Below are 17,939 nucleotides of genomic sequence, written 5' to 3'. Positions count from 1 at the left end.
CGGCCATTGGTCACCTGAGCGTTTCGCTTTGCTACGACGCTAAGCACGGTGCCGGTCTAAACACGTATTCAGAATCGTCGAAGTGGTTCGACTGGGCAGTTGGTCAGCGATCATTTCTGGTGGTTGAAAACAATCTGCAGGGTTGTGGCAACGGTTTGCTCAACAGCCCCGATCTGTTCTGTCGGGTCGCGTAGCAAAACTTGTCTAAACCGACCCGAAATCAGCATGGCCCAGAGGTAAGAGTCCAGCCAGTCGGCAGACAGTCCTTTCCTCGATAACATGACGAACGAACCAACGCCTCTTAGCTGCCTGATTTCGCTAGCAATAGGAGCCAGAGAGCTGTCGCGAGCAGCCGCACGCAGCAATGCATTAAGCGACCCTAACCCGGTGAGGGTCTCTCGATCACTGATTAGCGCAGGGCCATCTCCCGTGCTCCCCTTTGAATAGCTCTCAAATGCCCGAACACGCTCGCGAAGCCTCTGGCGCAGCTCCTTGAAAGTCGCATAGATCAGATCCTGTTTGGTCCGAAAAAAGTACGTCACAGCTGCGAGTGAAACGCCCGCCATTGTCGCCACTTCTCGTTGGACAAGATGGTCAGCCCCTTTCGTTGCGACAACCGTGAGCGCAGCTTCAAGGATTGCTTTGGCCGTCTCATTCGTGACCGCTGCACTGTCATCCGCCTCGACTAATTCGTCACGGCGCTCAAGCCTGATAATTTGCTGTCCTCCCATACGTTGATGCAGCCGAACAGCAGGGCCGGTAATCCAGGAGGAGCGCACCGCAGGGCTCGGCTCACACAGTAGTAATCCGGTCAAGCCCAGCGCCAGCTCGGTCCAAACGGTGGCCTCTTCTAGGCTAGACCCGAAGCGAGCCGCTAAATCCATCCAGAACCGCCACTCACGATCAACCTCTTCCGCTGCCAATTCTCGCAACGAGGGTTCACGCCCTGTTACCGCTTCTTGCTCCAGCTCTTGCAGAAGCATCGATAGGCCACGCTCTTCTTCCAATCGGGCCTGTACAACACTGGAGAATACATGGGGAAGATCTGCCCAGGTCGGGGCAGCGTCGACGCACTTGGAAATGGCCCCGCTCCTGATTGTCTGCGACCACTCCATGGCGTCGTGATACACGCTACTCAAAAGGCGCTCACGCCCCCCGAAGTAGTAGTTCACTGCAGAGGGGCTCCCACCCACCTCTCCAGCTAGCGAGCGGGCACTCAGGGCGCTTAACCCATGCTTGCACGCGAACTCCAATGCAACTGCTTTGAGGCGATCCGCCTGCGCGACACTTTCCACCACTACCCCCTATCCAAACTGAAAACCGGCAAGTCAACACTGTACAGTTGTTTCATGATCTCTAGAGAGACAGAAACAATCGCTGCTAGTCAGTGAGGCTCACCCAGAAGAGACCGTTAATCACCCTCGCACCTATCGTAAATTCGAGGATTTTCTGCAAGCCGTACTGCTTTCTCACAAAAACGTCACAATTCGACGCTACTGTACAACCGTTCTAAACGACATTTGAACCACAGTTGAGGTCATCAGAGCGCTCCCACGCTTGATGGCCGCCGTACCAAAGAAGGCGATTCTAGATGAGCAAGATTGCACCTCGTAAAAACACCCAATTCACAGTGGCTGTTGTACCCGATACCCAAAATTACTCAAACCACCGTCATCAGCGCGAGCTGGGTTTCCCGCTCAATACCCGCGAGATGCTCTGGGACATGATGCAACACATCTCCCGAAATTCGGTGAAGAACGGCGGCAGCATCGCGTTCGCAACCGGTCTTGGAGACATGTGGCAGCACCCAATCAGCCAGGACATCGATGACGAACATGCCGCCCGTGGTGACAAAGCAGTGGCCAACCCCCTCATTGAAGGGCTCATCCCCGCATCGCCTGAGTATGTTCTCGACATCGAGATTCCAGCGGTAAAAATGGCCTACAAAATCCTTGATGGGCAACTGCCATTCTCGGTGGTGCCTGGCAACCACGATCATGACCACCTCTGGACGGACGCGAACCACCCCCCACGACCAGATGCCCACCTTGGCGACTCCAAGGTCTACGGGGTCGGCGGCCTTCATATCGGGCAACTCACGAATTGGATTGCCACCTTCGGCGCTGATACGCCGTTTTTCAGAGACAAGCCATGGTACGTGTCGTCGTACCGCGGAGGTGCAAACAGTGCTCAGGTTTTCAACGGGGGCGGCTACCGTTTCCTGCACCTGGGCCTGGAAATGTCACCTCACACCGACGTAATTGAGTGGGCTGAATCGGTCCTGGCCAAATATAAAGGCCTACCAACGATCATATCCATCCATGAGTTCATTGATGGTGAAGGGAACCGTGAATCGTTGGACTGCCTCGATTTGTCCCGACTTGACCCTGACCGCCACAATCCTCAGCGGCTGTGGGACCGCTTCGTTTCCCGTCACGACCAAATCTTCGCGGTTCTGAATGGTCACTTCCACGGTTGCCGTCATCGCATAGATAGCAATCAATTTGGGCATCCCGTCTACCAGTTTTTAACCAACTATCAGACCCGCAAGCAATCGGTCACGGGCTCTGTGCCGGATGCTCATTCGCCGAGACCCACCCCAAGCATTCTGGACGGCATTGGTGATGGATGGATTCGGATGATGGAGTTCGACCTGGCTGCTGATCAACCTCGGCTTCGACTCCGCGCCTACTCGACTTACTTCAAAGCCTATTCGACAGAGCTGCCTCATTACGCATCGTGGTACGCCTCTGAGCACCCGGACTTGTCGCCGGAGGCATTTGCTGCCCTGGATGACTTTGAGCTAGCGCTGGACGGTTTCCACGACCGCTTTACTTTGGCACGTATCAATACACCGACTCCAACCTCCTCCTGCTTGACTGCTGAGGTCTAACTCATGGTTCCCTCTGTCGCTCACACGTCTGCTAACGCAGCCAGCTCAAATCCCGAAGCTTCCCTCGCAAGCCTGAAACGTCGCGGGAGGATCAAGGCAATCTACATTCTTGCGTTGGTTTCAAGCATATCACTGCTCTGCTACTACGACAGATTTGTGGTAGCGATTGTGGCCCAATCCATCAAAGCTGATTTGCATGTGAGCGACGGGGAAATTGGCCTGTTGTCAGGGCTTGGGTTCGCCGTTGTTTACTCAGTTATGGCCGTTCCGATAGCACGATTCTCGGATAGTGGCCGCCGAGTAAAAACGCTTAGCATCTCCCTTGCATTCTGGTCATTGATGACGGCCTTATGCGGTGCCGCCACCAGCTTCCCCATGCTACTGCTCGCTAGGCTTGGGGTGGGTCTCGGCGAAGCTGGGGGCAATCCTACGATGCATGCACTGGTATCAGAAACCTTCGAAAAGCGCTGGCGCGGGACCGCAATCTCAATTGTTGTGGTGGTGGGTGGGCTCGGGTTCATGGCCGCTAGCTCAGTGGGCGGCTGGATAGTCGACCACTGGGGATGGCGTGCAGCATTCTTTGCAGGCGCCGTACCAGGCCCGCTGCTAGCGCTTTTGCTGTGGGGTACCGTGCGTGAACCAAAGGTCGCAAATCCTGTTGCTGATGAGCGAGGAATTCTGACCTCATCCAAAATTCTGCTGAAGCGAAGAGCCTTCAAAATGCTGTGTGTCGGCTTGTCGATTTGCACTATTGGCTCATTTGCCATGATGAGCTGGACCCCGGCTTATCTAATGCGCCACTTCAATATCACAGCCTCCCAAGTCGGTTCAGGCTACGGGCTTACGATGGGGGTGTCCACGGTGGCTGCGATGTTGGTCGGTGGCATATTGGCCGATACCTTGGCCAAGCGCGATCCTCGTTGGAGCCTGTGGCTGCCCGCAGCTTCCTATGTCGTCGCGCTTCCGTTCACCGTCGCCTTCCTGCTCCAGTCCAACCTGGCGAACGCATTGTTGTTGGTGGCTCCCATGACCTTTGCAGCAGGGCTTGCTACACCTCCTGCATACGCTTTGGTTCAGTCACTCTCTGGCTCAAAGCTTCGTGCAACCGGTGCTGCTCTATTCTTGCTCTTTACGAACCTAATCGGTATGGGAGTCGGCCCATCATTGACCGGTATTGTTAGCGACATGTTTACCCACTTCCTGGGAGCAGATGCATTACGCGGCGCTATGGCCCTAGTTGCATCCGCATACCTTATCGGAGCATGTGTCATGATAAGTGGCGCACGCACTCTCATCGCTGATATTGAGAGCGCAGACAAAAACTAGATCCTTTTCCGCCCAAACACGCTAAGCCTAGAGAGCAGGTGACACTCGCTCTCGCCTACTTCTACACCCTAAGCATTGGTTGCCCTATGAAGTCTACCATTAGTTTTTTCGTGCGCAGCAAAAATGCAATAATGCAGAATGGCATAACTAACGCTTCGCATGCTTCGTTTGGTTTGGTTGAGTTTAAAAAAATGCTCATCGCCTCAAGCCTAGGAGTGTTATTGCCTAATGCGCATGCGGAAGATCTGAAATTGGCGTCCGCAAGTTCTGATAGCGTCGTTAATGCAGCTACACAGGCCACAGTCCCCCCACCCGTACCATCGACTACGGATTACGACGCACTGTTTGCTAAACTTCAACCCAAAGGCTTCAATATTGGATTGCCTGGGCCCACTGACACAGTCGATCCACAAGCGTTTGGGCTTCGTAAGGCACTTGCCGATATGGGTATTGGTTACTTTGGTATGAACATCATCAATACAGCGGGCAATACCCTCGCTAACTCAGCGCGAGAGACGAACGGAAAACAATCATACAATGGGCAGAAATTCACTTACTACGACACCCTTTACGCGGGGCTTACCTATGATCTCTCGCGATACGGCATACCCGACGGGCAGATTTACGTAGCAGGCATGCTGAACTGGGTATCCTGGCAGCCCATGGGGCCCAATAAGTTTGGAATTTCCGAAGCATCTTACTACCAAACGTTGCTCAACAAGAGGTTTGAACTCAAGCTAGGCTACCTCGCCAATTCGTGGGAGTTCGTCAACTACAGCGTCGGCGGGAGCCTTGCGTCCAGTGTGTTTGGCCCATCCGGTAGCATTCCGATCCAGGGCGGCATGTCAAACAACGAGACCCCCACTCCAGGTGCCAACCTGACCGTAAACGTTACTGACAAGTTCTACGTCAAAGGTGGAGTTCAACGCTCGGTCAATCCAGACGGGTTGCAGGCTGAGATAAAATACAATCAGCGAGGCTTTAAGTGGAATACACCTAACGCTGGAACACTGTCAATCGGCGAAGTCGGTTACAAGCAAACTCCCAAAGACGGAACGCCCTACACTTGGGTGCGGGCGGGCGGAGCCTATAACGATAGCAGCAGTAATAGCTATAGCCATCCTGGAACTCGTACTGATCATAATAGTTGGTATTATCTTCTGGGTGACCGCCAAATATGGCAAATGCAGCCCGGCAGCTCACCAGGTAGAGGGATCTACGTCGGTGGTTCCGTCATGTATGCGCCGCCGGAATCAAACGTAGTCAGTCAATATTATGAAGCTCGTATTTATGGCAAGGGGTTAATCAAATCCCGCCCGTACGACCTTGCTTCACTCGTGCTGACAGATACTGTGTGGAGCCAATATGCAGTCGACAATGCAGCGGATAAGGGAAGCATGGTGCATCGTGACAGTAAGGCCGCAACGCTTTCATACAGTGCTAGGATCACAAATGGCGTATATGCTGGCATCGGCCTGGCCTACGTGAATCACCCTACAACTATTGCATACCAAAGCGATACTGGGTCAGCCCTTAATCTGCTAGCGAATCTTAATGTGTTCTTTTAAGGGGTTCGTTGCAACATAAATTATGGGGGATTCGCCCCGCAGTGAGATCTCGGCAAGAGCATCTGAGAACAATACCCACCATACGCGTCCTACAATCAATGTGGCCTGCTCCGTTCTGGGGCAGGCTTCGGTGCTCAACCGAATCCCTGACTTGTTAACGCCTGCTTTGAGATGCGAATTTAGTCGGAGCATTCAGCGGCTGAAACTACACTCGAAAAAGTCCAGTCCTGAGCGGCAACCGGCCAATTGCTACCTGTTGCAAAGAACTGCAATCGACCCAACGCCGCTTGTTTGGTCCTGTTGGTCAGGACGGGCTTGGCCGGCAACCCGGCCAAGCCGGTTGGCACATCACAGCCGGGGATCGTTTTCCCATGTGGCTCCGTAGTAGTCGTGGATACCTTTGCCCCAAATCGGATCGCTCATGTTTGGCCAGTTGTCCTTATCGAAGCCTGGTGCGTTTTTCAGGCGGTCCCTGTCGGCATCAAGGACGAAGCGCTTGTTTACTGGGGTATACGGATTTAATGGTTGATGGGGCACCTTTACCCCACCAACCTGATACCATTATCAGATGGTTGATAGATCGACTCCGTAGTTGAGTTCCTCTGCGAAGTCCGGCAGTCCGTAACCGATGGTTTTCTTGTAGAAAGGAGAGACCTTCGCAGTCGGTGCCTTCTTCTTGTGCTTCGTGGTGTAGAGCATTCGTGCCCGCATCACCTCGAAGGAGTAACCGCGCCCTTCACGGTTCTTGTCCTTGGCCAGTCGGTTGATGGACTCCGTGTAAGCGTTGGTGACGGGCATGTCCGTCTCGAAGTAGGTCATGGTCTCTTCGCGCCAGTTTCCCACTGCCCTGACCAGATCGCTCCAGACTTCCTTTTGGCCCTTCGGGATGGTGGCTATCCACTCGTCCAGGGCGGCTTCTGCCTGGAGCCGTGTGGTGGCGTCCCAGATGCCGTAGAAGCGCTCCTTGTGCTCGTAGGCGGCCAGCAGTTGCGGGAACGCGCCTGTCCAGGTCTCCATGATGAGGCGCTCCCGGTCTGAGACTTCGTGAGCGCGTTTCAGCAGGATTTTCCGGTCTCCCTTGAGAGTCCGGCTCTGGGACGGTTTCAGCTCCTTTCTGAGGCCCTTGCGCACTCTCTCTAGGGCATCGTTGGCCATGCGCACCACATGGAACTTATCGACCACGATACGGGCCTGGGGCAGCACAGCCTTGACCGCTGCCCGGTAGGGGTTCCACATGTCCATGCTGACGATCTCGACCTTCTGCCGGTCTTTCAGCTTCATCAGGTAGTTGGTCACCACGTCCTGGCGGCGGGTGGCCAGCAGGTCGAGCAGGGTTCGCTCCTCAATGTTGGTCAGAATGCAGCGGTAGCGCTTGTTCAGGTATAGCTCGTCAATGCCCAGGATGCGGGGCGTCTCGAAGCGGTGCCAGCGCCCCAGGAACTCGGCGCGGGCGTTGAAGATGTCGCGCACCGTCTTCTCGTCCAGGCCGGTCTGTGCCGCCACAAAGGTGTAGGGGTGGTTGAAGGATTCCTTCTCCACGTACTCATGCAGCCGCAGTGTCATACGGAATCCGTCCACCATCTCCGGTAGCTGGGGCCTGAATGTTGTCTTGCAGGCCCGGCAGGTGTATCGGCGGCGGACCACCCAGAGAGTGACCCGCTTGCCGTGGATGGGCAGATCACGATAGGGAACGTCACGCTTGCCGAACCGCACGAACTCACCCTGCACGCCGCACCCCTCGCAGGCTACTGGTGTAGGTGCTTCAAGCCGAAAATGTATGTCTTCATTCTGCTCATCAGAATCCACCAACTGGTACCCAGGAAGGCTTAACGAATTAATCATCTCCCGCCTTGATCAGAAAAACAGGTAGGTGGCGTAACCGGCAATCATCGCCATAGCAAAAATGACTGCTAAAAACGCCGCTAAAAGCTTCAGCGTGAACAAAGAGCGCAACAGAATGAGCTCAGTCAGGCTGGCTCCGGCACTGCCGATGATCAACGCTAGCACCGTCCCGGCACCCACGCCTTTGGCCATCAGAGCCGCTGCCAGAGGTATGACGGCTTCAGCGCGAATATACAACGGCACGCCGATGACAGCGGCAACTGGAATGGCAAAGGGATTATCTGGGCCTGCATACTGCTCCAATAAGTCAGTGGGCATGAAACCATAGATCACGCTGCCAATCGCAATACCGATGAGCAGGTAAGGCAACACATCGATAAAGTCCGACCAAGCTTCCCGCCACACACCACTGTACTTCCCTTCTTTCTTAACCGTGACAGTGGGTTGACTGTCACAGCATTCGCTAGACGTAGAGACTGTTGTCTTCCTATCAGCCCCGCAAGAAGCCGTCTTCGGAGTGGTGTCGCAGCTGTTGGTGCCGCAACTCGATGCGGTCGATGTAGCACTGCACGGGCTTGCTGATGAACTACATCCACTGCTCTCTTGTGTCGCCGTCCGGCGCACATAACGCTCGAAGCCAAGCGTGTGAAGCAGCCATCCGGCACCTACCGCGACCACCAAAGCGGCGAGCACATAGATAGCAGTAAGTGTCCATCCAAACGTGGCAACCAGCAGGCCGACGACGATAGGATTCAGCAACGGAGATGAGAAAAGAAACACCATCATCGGCCCAAAACCGGCCCGTGCCCGAATCAACCCTTTCAACATGGGGATAGTCGAGCAACTACAGAAGGGCGTTATAGCTCCTAAACCAGCAGCAAGAAAATAGCCTCGCTTCCCACTGGAAGTCAGTAACGCTTCCACCTTGGATGGTGGGATGTGACGTTGAAGAACTCCGACCAGCAAGCTAATGCCAATGAATAAAACCGATAGCTCGATAGCGAGAAAGGCGAACATGCCTAGAGCGTCTTGGAGTTGAGATGACATTCAATATTACTCCTATATTTCTAGTATTGTCGAAATGATGTACGCAGCCTACTTGCGTTTATCCGACCTGTCAACTATAATTCTAGAAACATCGAATTATTGGGGCGTGCTATGGATCACGAAAAGGTTGCAGCCAGCTTAGCTGAGCTAGGGAATAGTCACCGACTGTCCGTGTTCCGCTTTCTGGTCAAAGCTGGCCATGATGGGGCTTCGGTCGGAGATATCCAGAAGGGGCTGGGTATTCCTGCTTCGACGCTATCACATCACCTTGCGCGCATGGCCAAGGTAGGGCTGATCCGGCAGGAGAAACATAGCCGCACGATTGTCTGTATACCCGAGTATGGGCACCTAGAGAATTTGATCGGTTTCTTACAAGAGGAATGTTGTGCAGGTGTCCGGATTGCGCATGAACCAGAACCGCTTTGACGCTTGCCCAGCTCTCGCTGTCCTCCCTAGTCAGCATCGCTATGAAGACTCAGGCGAAGGTGGAAACAGAAAATTGGCAGTAGAGTAGGCTGAAGAGGATCAATCAGATAATCCGCTGAGAAAGATTTTCTTCTTTACATCTTTGGCATTTTATCAACCAGAAATTCCGGATACCCCAAGTTTTCTATATGCCCATACGCCACCTACCTGTTTTTCTGATCAAGGCGGGAGATGATTAATTCGTTAAGCCTTCCTGGGTACCAGTTGGTGGATTCTGAGGAGCAGAATGACGACATACATTTTCAGCTTGAAGCACCTACACCAATAGCCTGCGAGGAATGCGGTGTGCAGGGCGAGTTCGTGCGGTTCGGCAAGCGTGATGTTCCCTATCGTGATCTACCCATTCACGGCAAACGGGTCACCCTCTGGGTAGTCCGCCGCCGGTACATCTGCCGTGCCTGCAAGACCACCTTCAGGCCCCAGCTGCCGGAAATGGTGGACGGCTTCCGCATGACGCTGCGGCTGCATGAATACGTGGAGAAGGAATCCTTCAACCACCCCTACACCTTCGTGGCGGCACAGACCGGCCTGGACGAGAAGACGGTACGCGACATCTTTAACGCCCGCGCCGAGTTCCTGGGGCGCTGGCACCGCTTCGAGACGCCCAGCATTCTGGGCATCGACGAGCTGTACTTGAACAAGCGCTACCGCTGCATCCTGACCAACATCGAGGAGCGAACCCTGCTCGACCTGCTGGCCACCCGCCGGCAGGACGTGGTGACCAACTACCTGATGAAGCTCAAAGACCGGCAGAAGGTCGAGATCGTCAGCATGGACATGTGGAACCCCTACCGGACAGCGGTCAAGACAGCACTGCCACAGGCCCGCATTGTGGTCGATAAGTTCCATGTGGTGCGCATGGCCAACGATGCCCTGGAGAAGGTGCGCAAGGGACTCAGGACGGATCTAAAACCCGCCCAAAGCCGAACCCTCAAGGGAGACCGGAAAATCCTGCTGAAACGCGCTCACGAAGTCTCAGACCGGGAGTGGTTAATCATGGAAACATGGACGGGTGCATTCCCGCAACTGCTGGCCGCTTACGAACACAAAGAACGCTTCTACGGCATCTGGGACGCCACCACACGGCCCGAGGCAGAAGCCGCCCTGGATGACTGGATAGCCGCCATCCCGGAGGGCCAGAAGGAAGTCTGGAGCGACCTGGTCAGGGCGGTGGGGAACTGGCGCGAAGAGCTCATGACCTACTTCGAGGCGGACATACCCGTCACCAACGCTTACACAGAATCCATCAACCGACTGGCCAAGGACAAGAACCGAGAAGGGCGCGGTTACTCGTTCGAGGTGATGCGGGCACGAATGCTCTACACCACGAAGCACAAGAAGAAGGCCCCGACTGCGAAGATCTCTCCGTTCTACAAGAAAACCATCGGTTACGGAATGCTAGACTTCGCAGAGGAACTCAACTACGGGGTCGATCTATCAACCATCTGAGGGTGGCATCAGGTTGGTGGGGTGAAGATGCCCCATCAACCATTAAATCCGTATACCCGAAAAATCAAGATTCGCGGCAGAAAGCCAACAATCAGAACTTCGGCGGCGTGTAGGGCGTGTTTCCATAGCCAAAGAAGCGCTTGTTCGTCGCCTCGGCCACCCGGTTGCACAGCACGTCTCCCATCGTCGGGCGTTCGGTCTTGCACTGGCGGCGCAGCTCCCTCAGGCGCGCAGGATCTGCGACCAGCTCTTCCACGGTCGGTACATTGGTTGCCTGTTTCGGTGTTTCGGACTGGCCGCAAGCGGACAGCGCGGCGACCAACAGGAATGGGGCGATCTGCTTCATGGTCATGACTCGACTTCCTCTTGGGAATCGGGTTCAAGGGGGGGCGTGGCTCTGATGCCGTCCGGCGATTCGATGGCCTGCACACGCTCGATAAAGCGTGACAGCACGTCCGAGGATCCACCTTCCCGGTGCAGCACATAAGTGGTCAGCATGGGTGAGCGACCCGCCAGCGGCCGAGCCACAATCCCAGGCTCACGGCTGCCTGCGATATGCGGCGCTCCGGCTAGGCCCAGCGCAAAGCCCGCCGACACTAACGCCATCATCAAATCGCACGAAGCCACACGTTCGGCAATCAGCGGCTCCATATCTATCCGGCGCAGTACGCGCTCGACTTGGCGAGCATGGCCTTCGCATACGTGCGGATCGCACAACACCAGCGGATAGCGCAGCACTTCTTCCAGCGGGATGCGCTTGTGCTTCAAAAGCGGATGACGTGCAGGAACCGCCACCATCAGCGCATCGCTCCAAACGGCTTCGGCAGTGATGCCTTCTCCAACTTCATCGGACTGGGCAAAGCCCACGTCGTAAAGGTCGTCATGCAGTCCCTTGATCTGCTGCGACAAGGGTACCTCGAACAGGCGAATCTCGACTTCGGGTTCTTCCTGCCGACACAGCGCCAGCAAGGACGGCAGGCGCGAGGGCGTGATGCCGTCGGACAGTGCGATACGCAACTGACCGTGGAAGCCGTTGGTGGCTGCATTCACGCTATCGCGCGCTGGTGCAAGGCGGTGAAGATGCGCGGCACATGCTCCAGAAACAGCTTGCCCGCCCGTGTCAGCCGCGTGCTGCGGCTGGTACGAATGAACAACTGTTCGCCCAGGCTCTCCTCCAGCTCCTTGATAGTGCGCGACAGCGGTGACTGCTCGATGTGCAGCCTCTCCGCCGCGCGGGCGAAATGTAGTTCTTCGGCGACAGCGAGAAAGCAGCGTAAGTGTCGAATCTCCATTTCGCCTCCTGTTGTCAGTACAAAGGCCGTTTGAGAGTCGCAGCGTTGTAGCCGCTCATCTCACCGAGTTCATCCAGTTCAGGCCTGTCGCCGCTTTTGTGGCGCTGCGCGACTGCCTCGCCCTGCGGTCCGGGCAAGGCGTGTGACCAGCCGCCGGCCAGCGTCTTGTAGACCGCCACCAACGCCGTCGCCCTGCGGGTGGCGCTTTGTGCCAGCAAGTCTTCGGACTCCAAGCGTGAACGTTCGGCCTCCAGCACATCCAAAACATGGATGGCGCCGCCCTCAAATTGCAGGCGAGCCGTCTTGGCTGCCCGGCGGCTGGCCTCGGTCGCCTGTACCAGCATGGCGTTCTCGGTCTGCGCGCGCGATAGGCGTACCAGCGCGTTCTCGGTTTCTTCCATGGCGCGCAGCACCGTGCGCTCGTATACCGCCAAGTTTTCGGCAGTGGCTGAATTGGCCGCCGCGATGCGCGACCGCACCCGGCCCACGTCTAGGAAGGAACCACCCACACCGAGCGAGATCATTCGCGTTTCACTATCACGCTCGAACAACGAACCAAAGCCCAACGCCTGCGTGCCGATCAGCCCTCCCAACGTAAAGCGAGGGAACAGGTCTGCCATGGCTACGCCGATACGCGCAGTGGCCGCAGCCAGCCTACGTTCTGCCGCAGCCACATCGGGACGGCGACGCAGTAGATCGCCCGGTGCACCGGCGTTGATCTGGGCGGGCAGCTCAGGCAAGGCTGCGGGGTGATCCAGCACTTCGGCCATCGCCGCAGGCGTGCGGCCAGTGAGCACGGCAATGCGGTGGGCGGCCACAGCAGCCTCAGCTTCAAGCGGCGGAATGCGCGAGCGTGTCAGCGCCAATTGCGTGCGGGCGCGGTCGGCATCGAACGACGTGCCCCGGCCGTTCTCGAACAAGACCTCGGTCAGCCGCAGCGTATCGGCTTGGTTGATTTCGTTGTCCCGCGCGACCTGTAATTGCACTTGCAAGCCGCGCAAGCGGAAATAGGCGTCGGTCAACTCGGCCACCATAGCCACTTGTACGCCCGCCAGGTCGGCTGCGCTGGCCTCGGTCTCGGCGCGCTGCGATTCCACGCTGCGCCGCACTCGGCCAAAGAAGTCCAATTCCCAGATCACGGATAGGCCAGCCGAATGCAGATCGTTATCCCGGTCGGAGCGGGACGCATCCGGTGCTTGTGCAGCACTGGCGCGCTGGGTACTGATTTCACCGGACGCGCCCAGCGTCGGATAGTAGTCTTGGCGACGTTCGCGCGACAGTGCGCTGGCTTGCTCGTAGCGCGACAGTGCTATGCGGATGTCGTGATTGGCGTGAAGAGCATTCTCCACCAAAGAGTGCAGCACCGGGTCATCCAGTTCCCGCCAGAATTGCGCATCGGCCTCCGGTACAAGCTGGGACACGGCAACGGGGTCTTGGCGGGCATACGTCACTGCCTGGGGCGCGGCAGGTGCCTTGTAATTCGGCCCTACTGCGCAAGCTGCCAGCGTCAACGCCACCAAAGGGAGCAGTACCAGATGTGGCATCCGACGTAGGCATGGTCGGATGCGGGATGGCGTTTGAAGCATGACGGAATCAGTCCTTGTGGAGTCAGTCATGGGTGGCCTCCATGGCGACATTTGCCTGGCGACGTGGCTTGCGCGTCGCGAGCCTGCGTAACGCGACGTAGAAAACAGGAGTCAGGAATAAACCGAACAAGGTCACGCCGAGCATGCCGGCGAACACAGTCACTCCCATAACCTGGCGAATCTCCGCGCCTGCGCCGGAACCGACCATCAGCGGCACCACGCCAGCGATGAAGGCGATGGAAGTCATGATGATCGGGCGCAGACGAAGGCGTGATGCCTCCAGCGCGGCATCGAGGATGCTGTGCCCCTTGCGCTCAAGTTCACGGGCGAACTCCACGATCAGAATGGCATTCTTGGAGGCCAGACCAATCAGCACTATCAAGCCAATCTGCACGAAAATGTTGCTGTCACCACCCGCGAGCCACACGCCCGTCATGGCCGACAACAGGCTCATGGGCACGATCAGGATGACGGCCAGCGGCAACGTCCAGCTTTCGTACAGTGCCGCCAGCACCAGGAAGACCAACAGTACCGCCAGCGGGAACACCACCAGCGCGGTATTGCTTTGCGTGACCTGCTGGTAGCTGAGGTCGGTCCACTCCAGTTGCATGCCTGGCGGCAGCACCTTGTCTGCAATGGATTGCACTTGCTGCAATGCCTGCGATGACGACACCAGACGCGGATCTGACTCACCAATCAGGTCGGCAGATGGATAGCCGTTGAAGCGGATGACGGGATCGGGGCCGAATGTCTTGCGCACGTCCACCATGCTGCCGATGGGCACCATGTCGCCATTGGCGTTGCGGGTGCGCAGTTTGACCACGTCCTCGACAGAACTGCGGAACGGTGCGTCCGCCTGAGCCATCACCCGGAAGGTGCGGCCAAAGCGCGTGAAGTCGTTGACATACGCCGAACCCAGGTACACTTGCAGCGTATCGAAAAGATCGGTCACGGCCACGCCCTGTGCCTTCGCCTTGGTGCGGTCCACTACGGCGTCAAGCTGCGGCACATTGGCCTGATAGGAACTGATCGGATATTGGAATCCCGGTTCTTGCGAGATGGCCGTCGCCAGCTCGGTGGTCGCCGTCTGCAATGCGGCATAGCCCTCACGGTTGCGATCCTGCACGTAAAGAGAGAACCCGGAACCCGCGCCCAGCCCCATGACAGGGGGCGGCATGATGGCAAAGGCCAGACCGTCCTGCTCCTGAGCGAAGCGCTCGTTCAACTGTTCCGCAATCTCGGTTGCAGTGTGCTTGCGCTCATTGATGGGCTTGAGTATGAAATACACTAGGCCGCTATTGGACGTGTTGGTCAACTGCAAGCCGTTCATGCCCGGGAACTGCACGGCGTTGTAGACGCCATCGGTCTTGAGCGCGATGTCGCTCACACGGCGGACCAGCGCTTCCGTGCGCTCCAGGGATGCACCCTCGGGTAGCTGGATGACACCGAGGAGATACAGCTTGTCCTGCATGGGGATGAATCCGCCAGGGACGGCCTTGAACACAGCTCCCGTCGCCACCAGTAGCGCGATGTAGACGAGAAACACCGCACCACGCCGCCCGAGGATGCGCGACACGCTGTTTCCATAGCCATCCGCGCTGCGCAGGAAGAAACGGTTGAACGGCCGGAATATCCAGCCCAGACTGCGATCCAGCACCCGCGTGGGCAGGTCTGGCGCGGCACCATGCGGGCGAAGCAGGCGCGCGGCCAGCGCAGGCGACAGCGTCAGCGAGTTGATGGCCGAAATTACCGTGGAGATCGCAATGGTGACGGCGAACTGTTTGTAGAACTGCCCTGTCACGCCGGACAGGAATGCCATAGGCACGAATACCGAGCACAGCACCAGCGAGATGGCGACGATGGGGCCACTGACTTCGCGCATGGCCTGATGGGCCGCAGCCAGCGGCGCCAGCCCTTCGGCGATGTTGCGCTCGACGTTTTCCACCACCACGATCGCGTCGTCCACCACGATCCCGATGGCAAGCACGAGTCCAAAAAGCGTGAGCGTATTGATGGAAAAGCCCAGCATCAGCAGCACGGCGAAGGTGCCTACCACCGACACCGGCACGGCTAGCAGTGGGATGATGGAGGCACGCCAAGTCTGAAGGAACAAGATCACCACCAGCACCACCAGTCCGATGGCTTCCAGCAGAGTGTTGACGACCGCCTTGATCGACTGACGCACGAAGACAGTTGAGTCATACTCCACCGACCATTCCACTCCCTCGGGAAAGCGCTTGGCCAACTCGTCCATCTTCGCGCGGACTTGATCCGAGATTTCGATGGCATTGGCGCCCGGGGCTTCAAAGACAGAGATCGCGACAGCAGGCTTGTTGTTGAGCAACGACATCAGCGAGTAGCTGGATGCGTCCATTTCCACGCGCGCCACATCTCGCAGCCGGGTGACCTGACCCTGCGATCCGGTCTTGACGATGACGTCGCCGAACTCTTCTTCCGTCACCAGCCGGCCCTGCGCATTGATGGACAGGAGGAAGTCGCTTCCCGAGGGGTTGGGCGGCGCACCTAGTTGACCGGCCGAGACCTGGACGTTCTGTTCGCGCACGGCTTCGACCACATCGCCGGCGGTCATACCCAGCGCCGCAATTTTGTCGGGGTCCAGCCATAAGCGCATGGCGTAGTCGCCAGAGCCGTTGATCGTGGCATCGCCCACCCCCTGGATGCGTGCCAACTCGTCGCGTACATGGAGCACGGCATAGTTGCGCAGGTACAGCGCGTCATAGCGATCGCCCGGCGAGCGCAACTGCACGACCAGCGTTTCGTTGGGGAACTGTTTGACGGTCACCACACCTTGCTGGCGCACCGCTTCGGGAAGACGCGGCTCTGCCTGGGCGACACGGTTCTGTACCTTGACCTGGGCGTCGTCGGGATCGGTGCCAGGACGGAAGGTGACGGTCAGCACCAACACGCCATCACTACCGGCCACGGACTTCATGTAGAGCATGTTTTCCACGCCGGTGATGGATGCCTCCAGTGGTGCGGCTACCGTGTCGGCGATTTCGCGCGGATTTGCGCCAGGATACGTGGCGCGAACCTGTACGGTGGGTGGCACGACTTCCGGGTACTCGCTGACGGGCAAGAGCGGGATCGCGATCAACCCAACCACGAAAATGATGATGGACAGCACGGCCGCAAAAATCGGCCTGTCCACGAAAAAGCGGGCAAAGTTCATGATGGCTGGCTCTCCGCGCTCATTCGCTCGCCTGGGCGTTTTGTCGGCCTGCAGGCGCCATTTCAATGTCCTGGGCCGTCACTGGCATGCCGACAGAAACCTTCTGGATGCCGTTGACGATCACGCGGTCGCCGGGATTTAGACCTTCCTCGACGATGCGCAGGCCTTCGGCCTTGCGTCCCAGCGTGATGTCGCGGCGCTGGGCGGTGTTGTTCTCATCGATCACATACACGTACTTGCGGCTCTGGTCGGTCAGGATGGCCTTGTCGTCGATCAGCATGGCCTCGAAACTGCCGCTACCCGGCAGGCGCACTCGGGCATAGAGGCCCGGCGTAAGCAGGCCGTCGGGATTGACCAGGGTGGCGCGTGCGCGGATGGTGCCGGTGGCCGCATCGACACGGTTGTCCACGAAGTCCACGTTTCCGGCGTGTGGATAGCCGTTCTCGCCGACCAGGCCCACCTGCACCGGGATACTTTCGCTGCGCTGGTCGGGGCGCTCTCCGTTGCGAGCCATGTGGGCGTAGCGCAGATAGGTACGCTCGTCGCCATCAAAATGCACGTGCACCGGGTTCAGCGAGACTACGGTGGTCAGGATGCTGGCCTGGCCGTCAGCACTCACCAAGTTGCCTGCCGTGACCAGTGCACGTCCGGCGCGGCCTGTGATGGGCGAACGTACCTGGGTGAACGACAGATCCAACTTGGCGGTCTCGACTGCGGCTTGGGCGAACTGCACGTTGGCTTGGGCCTGATCGGCGGCGGCGTGGCGCTGCTCCAACTCCTCGGTGGAGGCTGCTTGCAACGAAGCCAGCTTTTGAGCACGGGCCGCTTCGCTACGTGCCAGTGCGGCCTGCGTGCGGGCGCGGGCCAAGTCTGCTTCCGCGCGAGCCAGAGCAGCACGGTAACTGCGAGCGTCAATCTCGAACAGCACGTCGCCACGTTTGACGATCTGGCCCTCTTCGTAATTGACCCTGTCGATGTAGCCACTCACACGTGGCCGCAGCGCAACGCTTTCCACCGCCTCGACGCGGCCATTGAACTCATCCCATAGGACGATCTTGCGCACCGACACAGGTGCCACGCTGACCGTGGGTGGAGGGGCGGCGACCGCGTCGGCGGCGTCGCTATTGCAGCCAGCCAGGGACAGCGCCAGCAAGCTCGCCGCAGCTAACGGCAAGGCGCGGCGCCAGGAAGGCAGGACCGCAAGGTAAGGCAATGTGCTCATTGTTTTCAGTCTCGAAGGGATGGCGAAACCCGGTTGAT

Annotated in this window: 12 protein-coding genes and 1 pseudogene; 5 read left to right on the top strand and 8 right to left on the bottom strand. The window is 57.7% G+C overall.

The genetic code is table 11. The features are described 5' to 3' along the window. Window positions 1-110: 110 nt before the first annotated feature. Window positions 111-1,172, bottom strand: a complete 1,062-nt coding sequence (locus tag CSV86_RS33075; protein WP_042930316.1) for a TetR/AcrR family transcriptional regulator — start codon at window positions 1,170-1,172, stop codon at window positions 111-113. Between the two features lie 419 nt (window positions 1,173-1,591). Between CSV86_RS33075 and CSV86_RS22765 the strand changes: the two genes are divergently transcribed. From CSV86_RS22765 to CSV86_RS33070, 3 genes are read left to right on the top strand one after another with little or no spacing between them, the layout of a single operon-like run. Next, a complete protein-coding gene (locus CSV86_RS22765; RefSeq protein ID WP_009394376.1) occupies window positions 1,592-2,893 on the top strand; it encodes a metallophosphoesterase family protein in 1,302 nt (433 codons plus the stop codon). A 3-nt stretch (window positions 2,894-2,896) separates the two neighbouring features. Further along, window positions 2,897-4,219: a spinster family MFS transporter gene (locus CSV86_RS22760; RefSeq protein ID WP_009394374.1), complete on the top strand. Its 1,323-nt coding sequence runs from the start codon at window positions 2,897-2,899 to the stop codon at window positions 4,217-4,219. A 38-nt stretch (window positions 4,220-4,257) separates the two neighbouring features. Continuing rightward, a complete protein-coding gene (locus tag CSV86_RS33070; protein ID WP_079281432.1) occupies window positions 4,258-5,787 on the top strand; it encodes a carbohydrate porin in 1,530 nt (509 codons plus the stop codon). A 564-nt stretch (window positions 5,788-6,351) separates the two neighbouring features. Here CSV86_RS33070 and CSV86_RS22750 read toward each other — a convergent pair. Together CSV86_RS22750 and CSV86_RS22745 are read right to left on the bottom strand one after the other, a co-directional pair. Next, window positions 6,352-7,629: an ISL3 family transposase gene (locus CSV86_RS22750; protein WP_000610830.1), complete on the bottom strand. Its 1,278-nt coding sequence runs from the start codon at window positions 7,627-7,629 to the stop codon at window positions 6,352-6,354. A 12-nt stretch (window positions 7,630-7,641) separates the two neighbouring features. Then, on the bottom strand, window positions 7,642-8,646 hold the full coding sequence (locus CSV86_RS22745; protein WP_040363373.1) for a permease: 1,005 nt from the start codon (window positions 8,644-8,646) through the stop codon (window positions 7,642-7,644). Window positions 8,647-8,787: 141 nt separating this feature from the next. Between CSV86_RS22745 and CSV86_RS22740 the strand changes: the two genes are divergently transcribed. Beyond that, the gene (locus tag CSV86_RS22740; RefSeq protein WP_000349485.1) at window positions 8,788-9,102 is read left to right on the top strand and encodes an ArsR/SmtB family transcription factor; all 315 of its coding nucleotides are present in this window, start codon (window positions 8,788-8,790) and stop codon (window positions 9,100-9,102) included. A gap of 231 nt (window positions 9,103-9,333) precedes the next feature. Next, window positions 9,334-10,611, top strand: a complete 1,278-nt coding sequence (locus CSV86_RS22735; RefSeq protein WP_009405783.1) for an ISL3 family transposase — start codon at window positions 9,334-9,336, stop codon at window positions 10,609-10,611. A 91-nt stretch (window positions 10,612-10,702) separates the two neighbouring features. Here the strand turns inward: CSV86_RS22735 and CSV86_RS22730 are convergent, their stop codons facing one another. The 5 genes and pseudogenes from CSV86_RS22730 to CSV86_RS22710 form a co-directional block, all read right to left on the bottom strand. Continuing rightward, window positions 10,703-10,957 carry an EexN family lipoprotein gene (locus CSV86_RS22730; protein ID WP_024718240.1) on the bottom strand — a complete coding sequence of 85 codons (255 nt, stop codon included), beginning with the start codon at window positions 10,955-10,957 and terminating at the stop codon, window positions 10,703-10,705. 2 nt (window positions 10,958-10,959) lie between these two features. After that, a pseudogene (locus tag CSV86_RS22725) lies at window positions 10,960-11,903 on the bottom strand (LysR family transcriptional regulator). Between the two features lie 14 nt (window positions 11,904-11,917). After that, a complete protein-coding gene (locus CSV86_RS22720; protein ID WP_037062057.1) occupies window positions 11,918-13,447 on the bottom strand; it encodes an efflux transporter outer membrane subunit in 1,530 nt (509 codons plus the stop codon). A 64-nt stretch (window positions 13,448-13,511) separates the two neighbouring features. Then, window positions 13,512-16,679: an efflux RND transporter permease subunit gene (locus CSV86_RS22715; protein ID WP_004350825.1), complete on the bottom strand. Its 3,168-nt coding sequence runs from the start codon at window positions 16,677-16,679 to the stop codon at window positions 13,512-13,514. Between the two features lie 19 nt (window positions 16,680-16,698). Further along, the gene (locus CSV86_RS22710) at window positions 16,699-17,901 is read right to left on the bottom strand and encodes an efflux RND transporter periplasmic adaptor subunit (protein WP_037062053.1); all 1,203 of its coding nucleotides are present in this window, start codon (window positions 17,899-17,901) and stop codon (window positions 16,699-16,701) included. Window positions 17,902-17,939: the final 38 nt, after the last annotated feature.

The sequence above is a fragment of the Pseudomonas bharatica CSV86 genome, from assembly GCF_000319305.2.
GTDB lineage: Bacteria > Pseudomonadota > Gammaproteobacteria > Pseudomonadales > Pseudomonadaceae > Aquipseudomonas > Aquipseudomonas bharatica.
The sequence above is the reverse complement of the archived record's forward strand: the minus strand, read 5'-3'. Positions and strand labels throughout refer to the sequence as shown.

What these genes read in the sequence shown, in the direction of transcription:
- CSV86_RS22765 (WP_009394376.1), top strand. Translation starts at nt 1,592, where the DNA reads ATGAGCAAGATTGCACCTCGTAAAAACACCCAATTCACAGTGGCTGTT.
- CSV86_RS22760 (WP_009394374.1), top strand. Translation starts at nt 2,897, where the DNA reads ATGGTTCCCTCTGTCGCTCACACGTCTGCTAACGCAGCCAGCTCAAAT.
- CSV86_RS22750 (WP_000610830.1), bottom strand. Translation starts at nt 7,629, where the DNA reads ATGATTAATTCGTTAAGCCTTCCTGGGTACCAGTTGGTGGATTCTGAT.
- CSV86_RS22745 (WP_040363373.1), bottom strand. Translation starts at nt 8,646, where the DNA reads ATGTTCGCCTTTCTCGCTATCGAGCTATCGGTTTTATTCATTGGCATT.
- CSV86_RS22740 (WP_000349485.1), top strand. Translation starts at nt 8,788, where the DNA reads ATGGATCACGAAAAGGTTGCAGCCAGCTTAGCTGAGCTAGGGAATAGT.
- CSV86_RS22735 (WP_009405783.1), top strand. Translation starts at nt 9,334, where the DNA reads ATGATTAATTCGTTAAGCCTTCCTGGGTACCAGTTGGTGGATTCTGAG.
- CSV86_RS22730 (WP_024718240.1), bottom strand. Translation starts at nt 10,957, where the DNA reads ATGAAGCAGATCGCCCCATTCCTGTTGGTCGCCGCGCTGTCCGCTTGC.
- CSV86_RS22720 (WP_037062057.1), bottom strand. Translation starts at nt 13,447, where the DNA reads ATGCCACATCTGGTACTGCTCCCTTTGGTGGCGTTGACGCTGGCAGCT.
- CSV86_RS22715 (WP_004350825.1), bottom strand. Translation starts at nt 16,679, where the DNA reads ATGAACTTTGCCCGCTTTTTCGTGGACAGGCCGATTTTTGCGGCCGTG.
- CSV86_RS22710 (WP_037062053.1), bottom strand. Translation starts at nt 17,901, where the DNA reads ATGAGCACATTGCCTTACCTTGCGGTCCTGCCTTCCTGGCGCCGCGCC.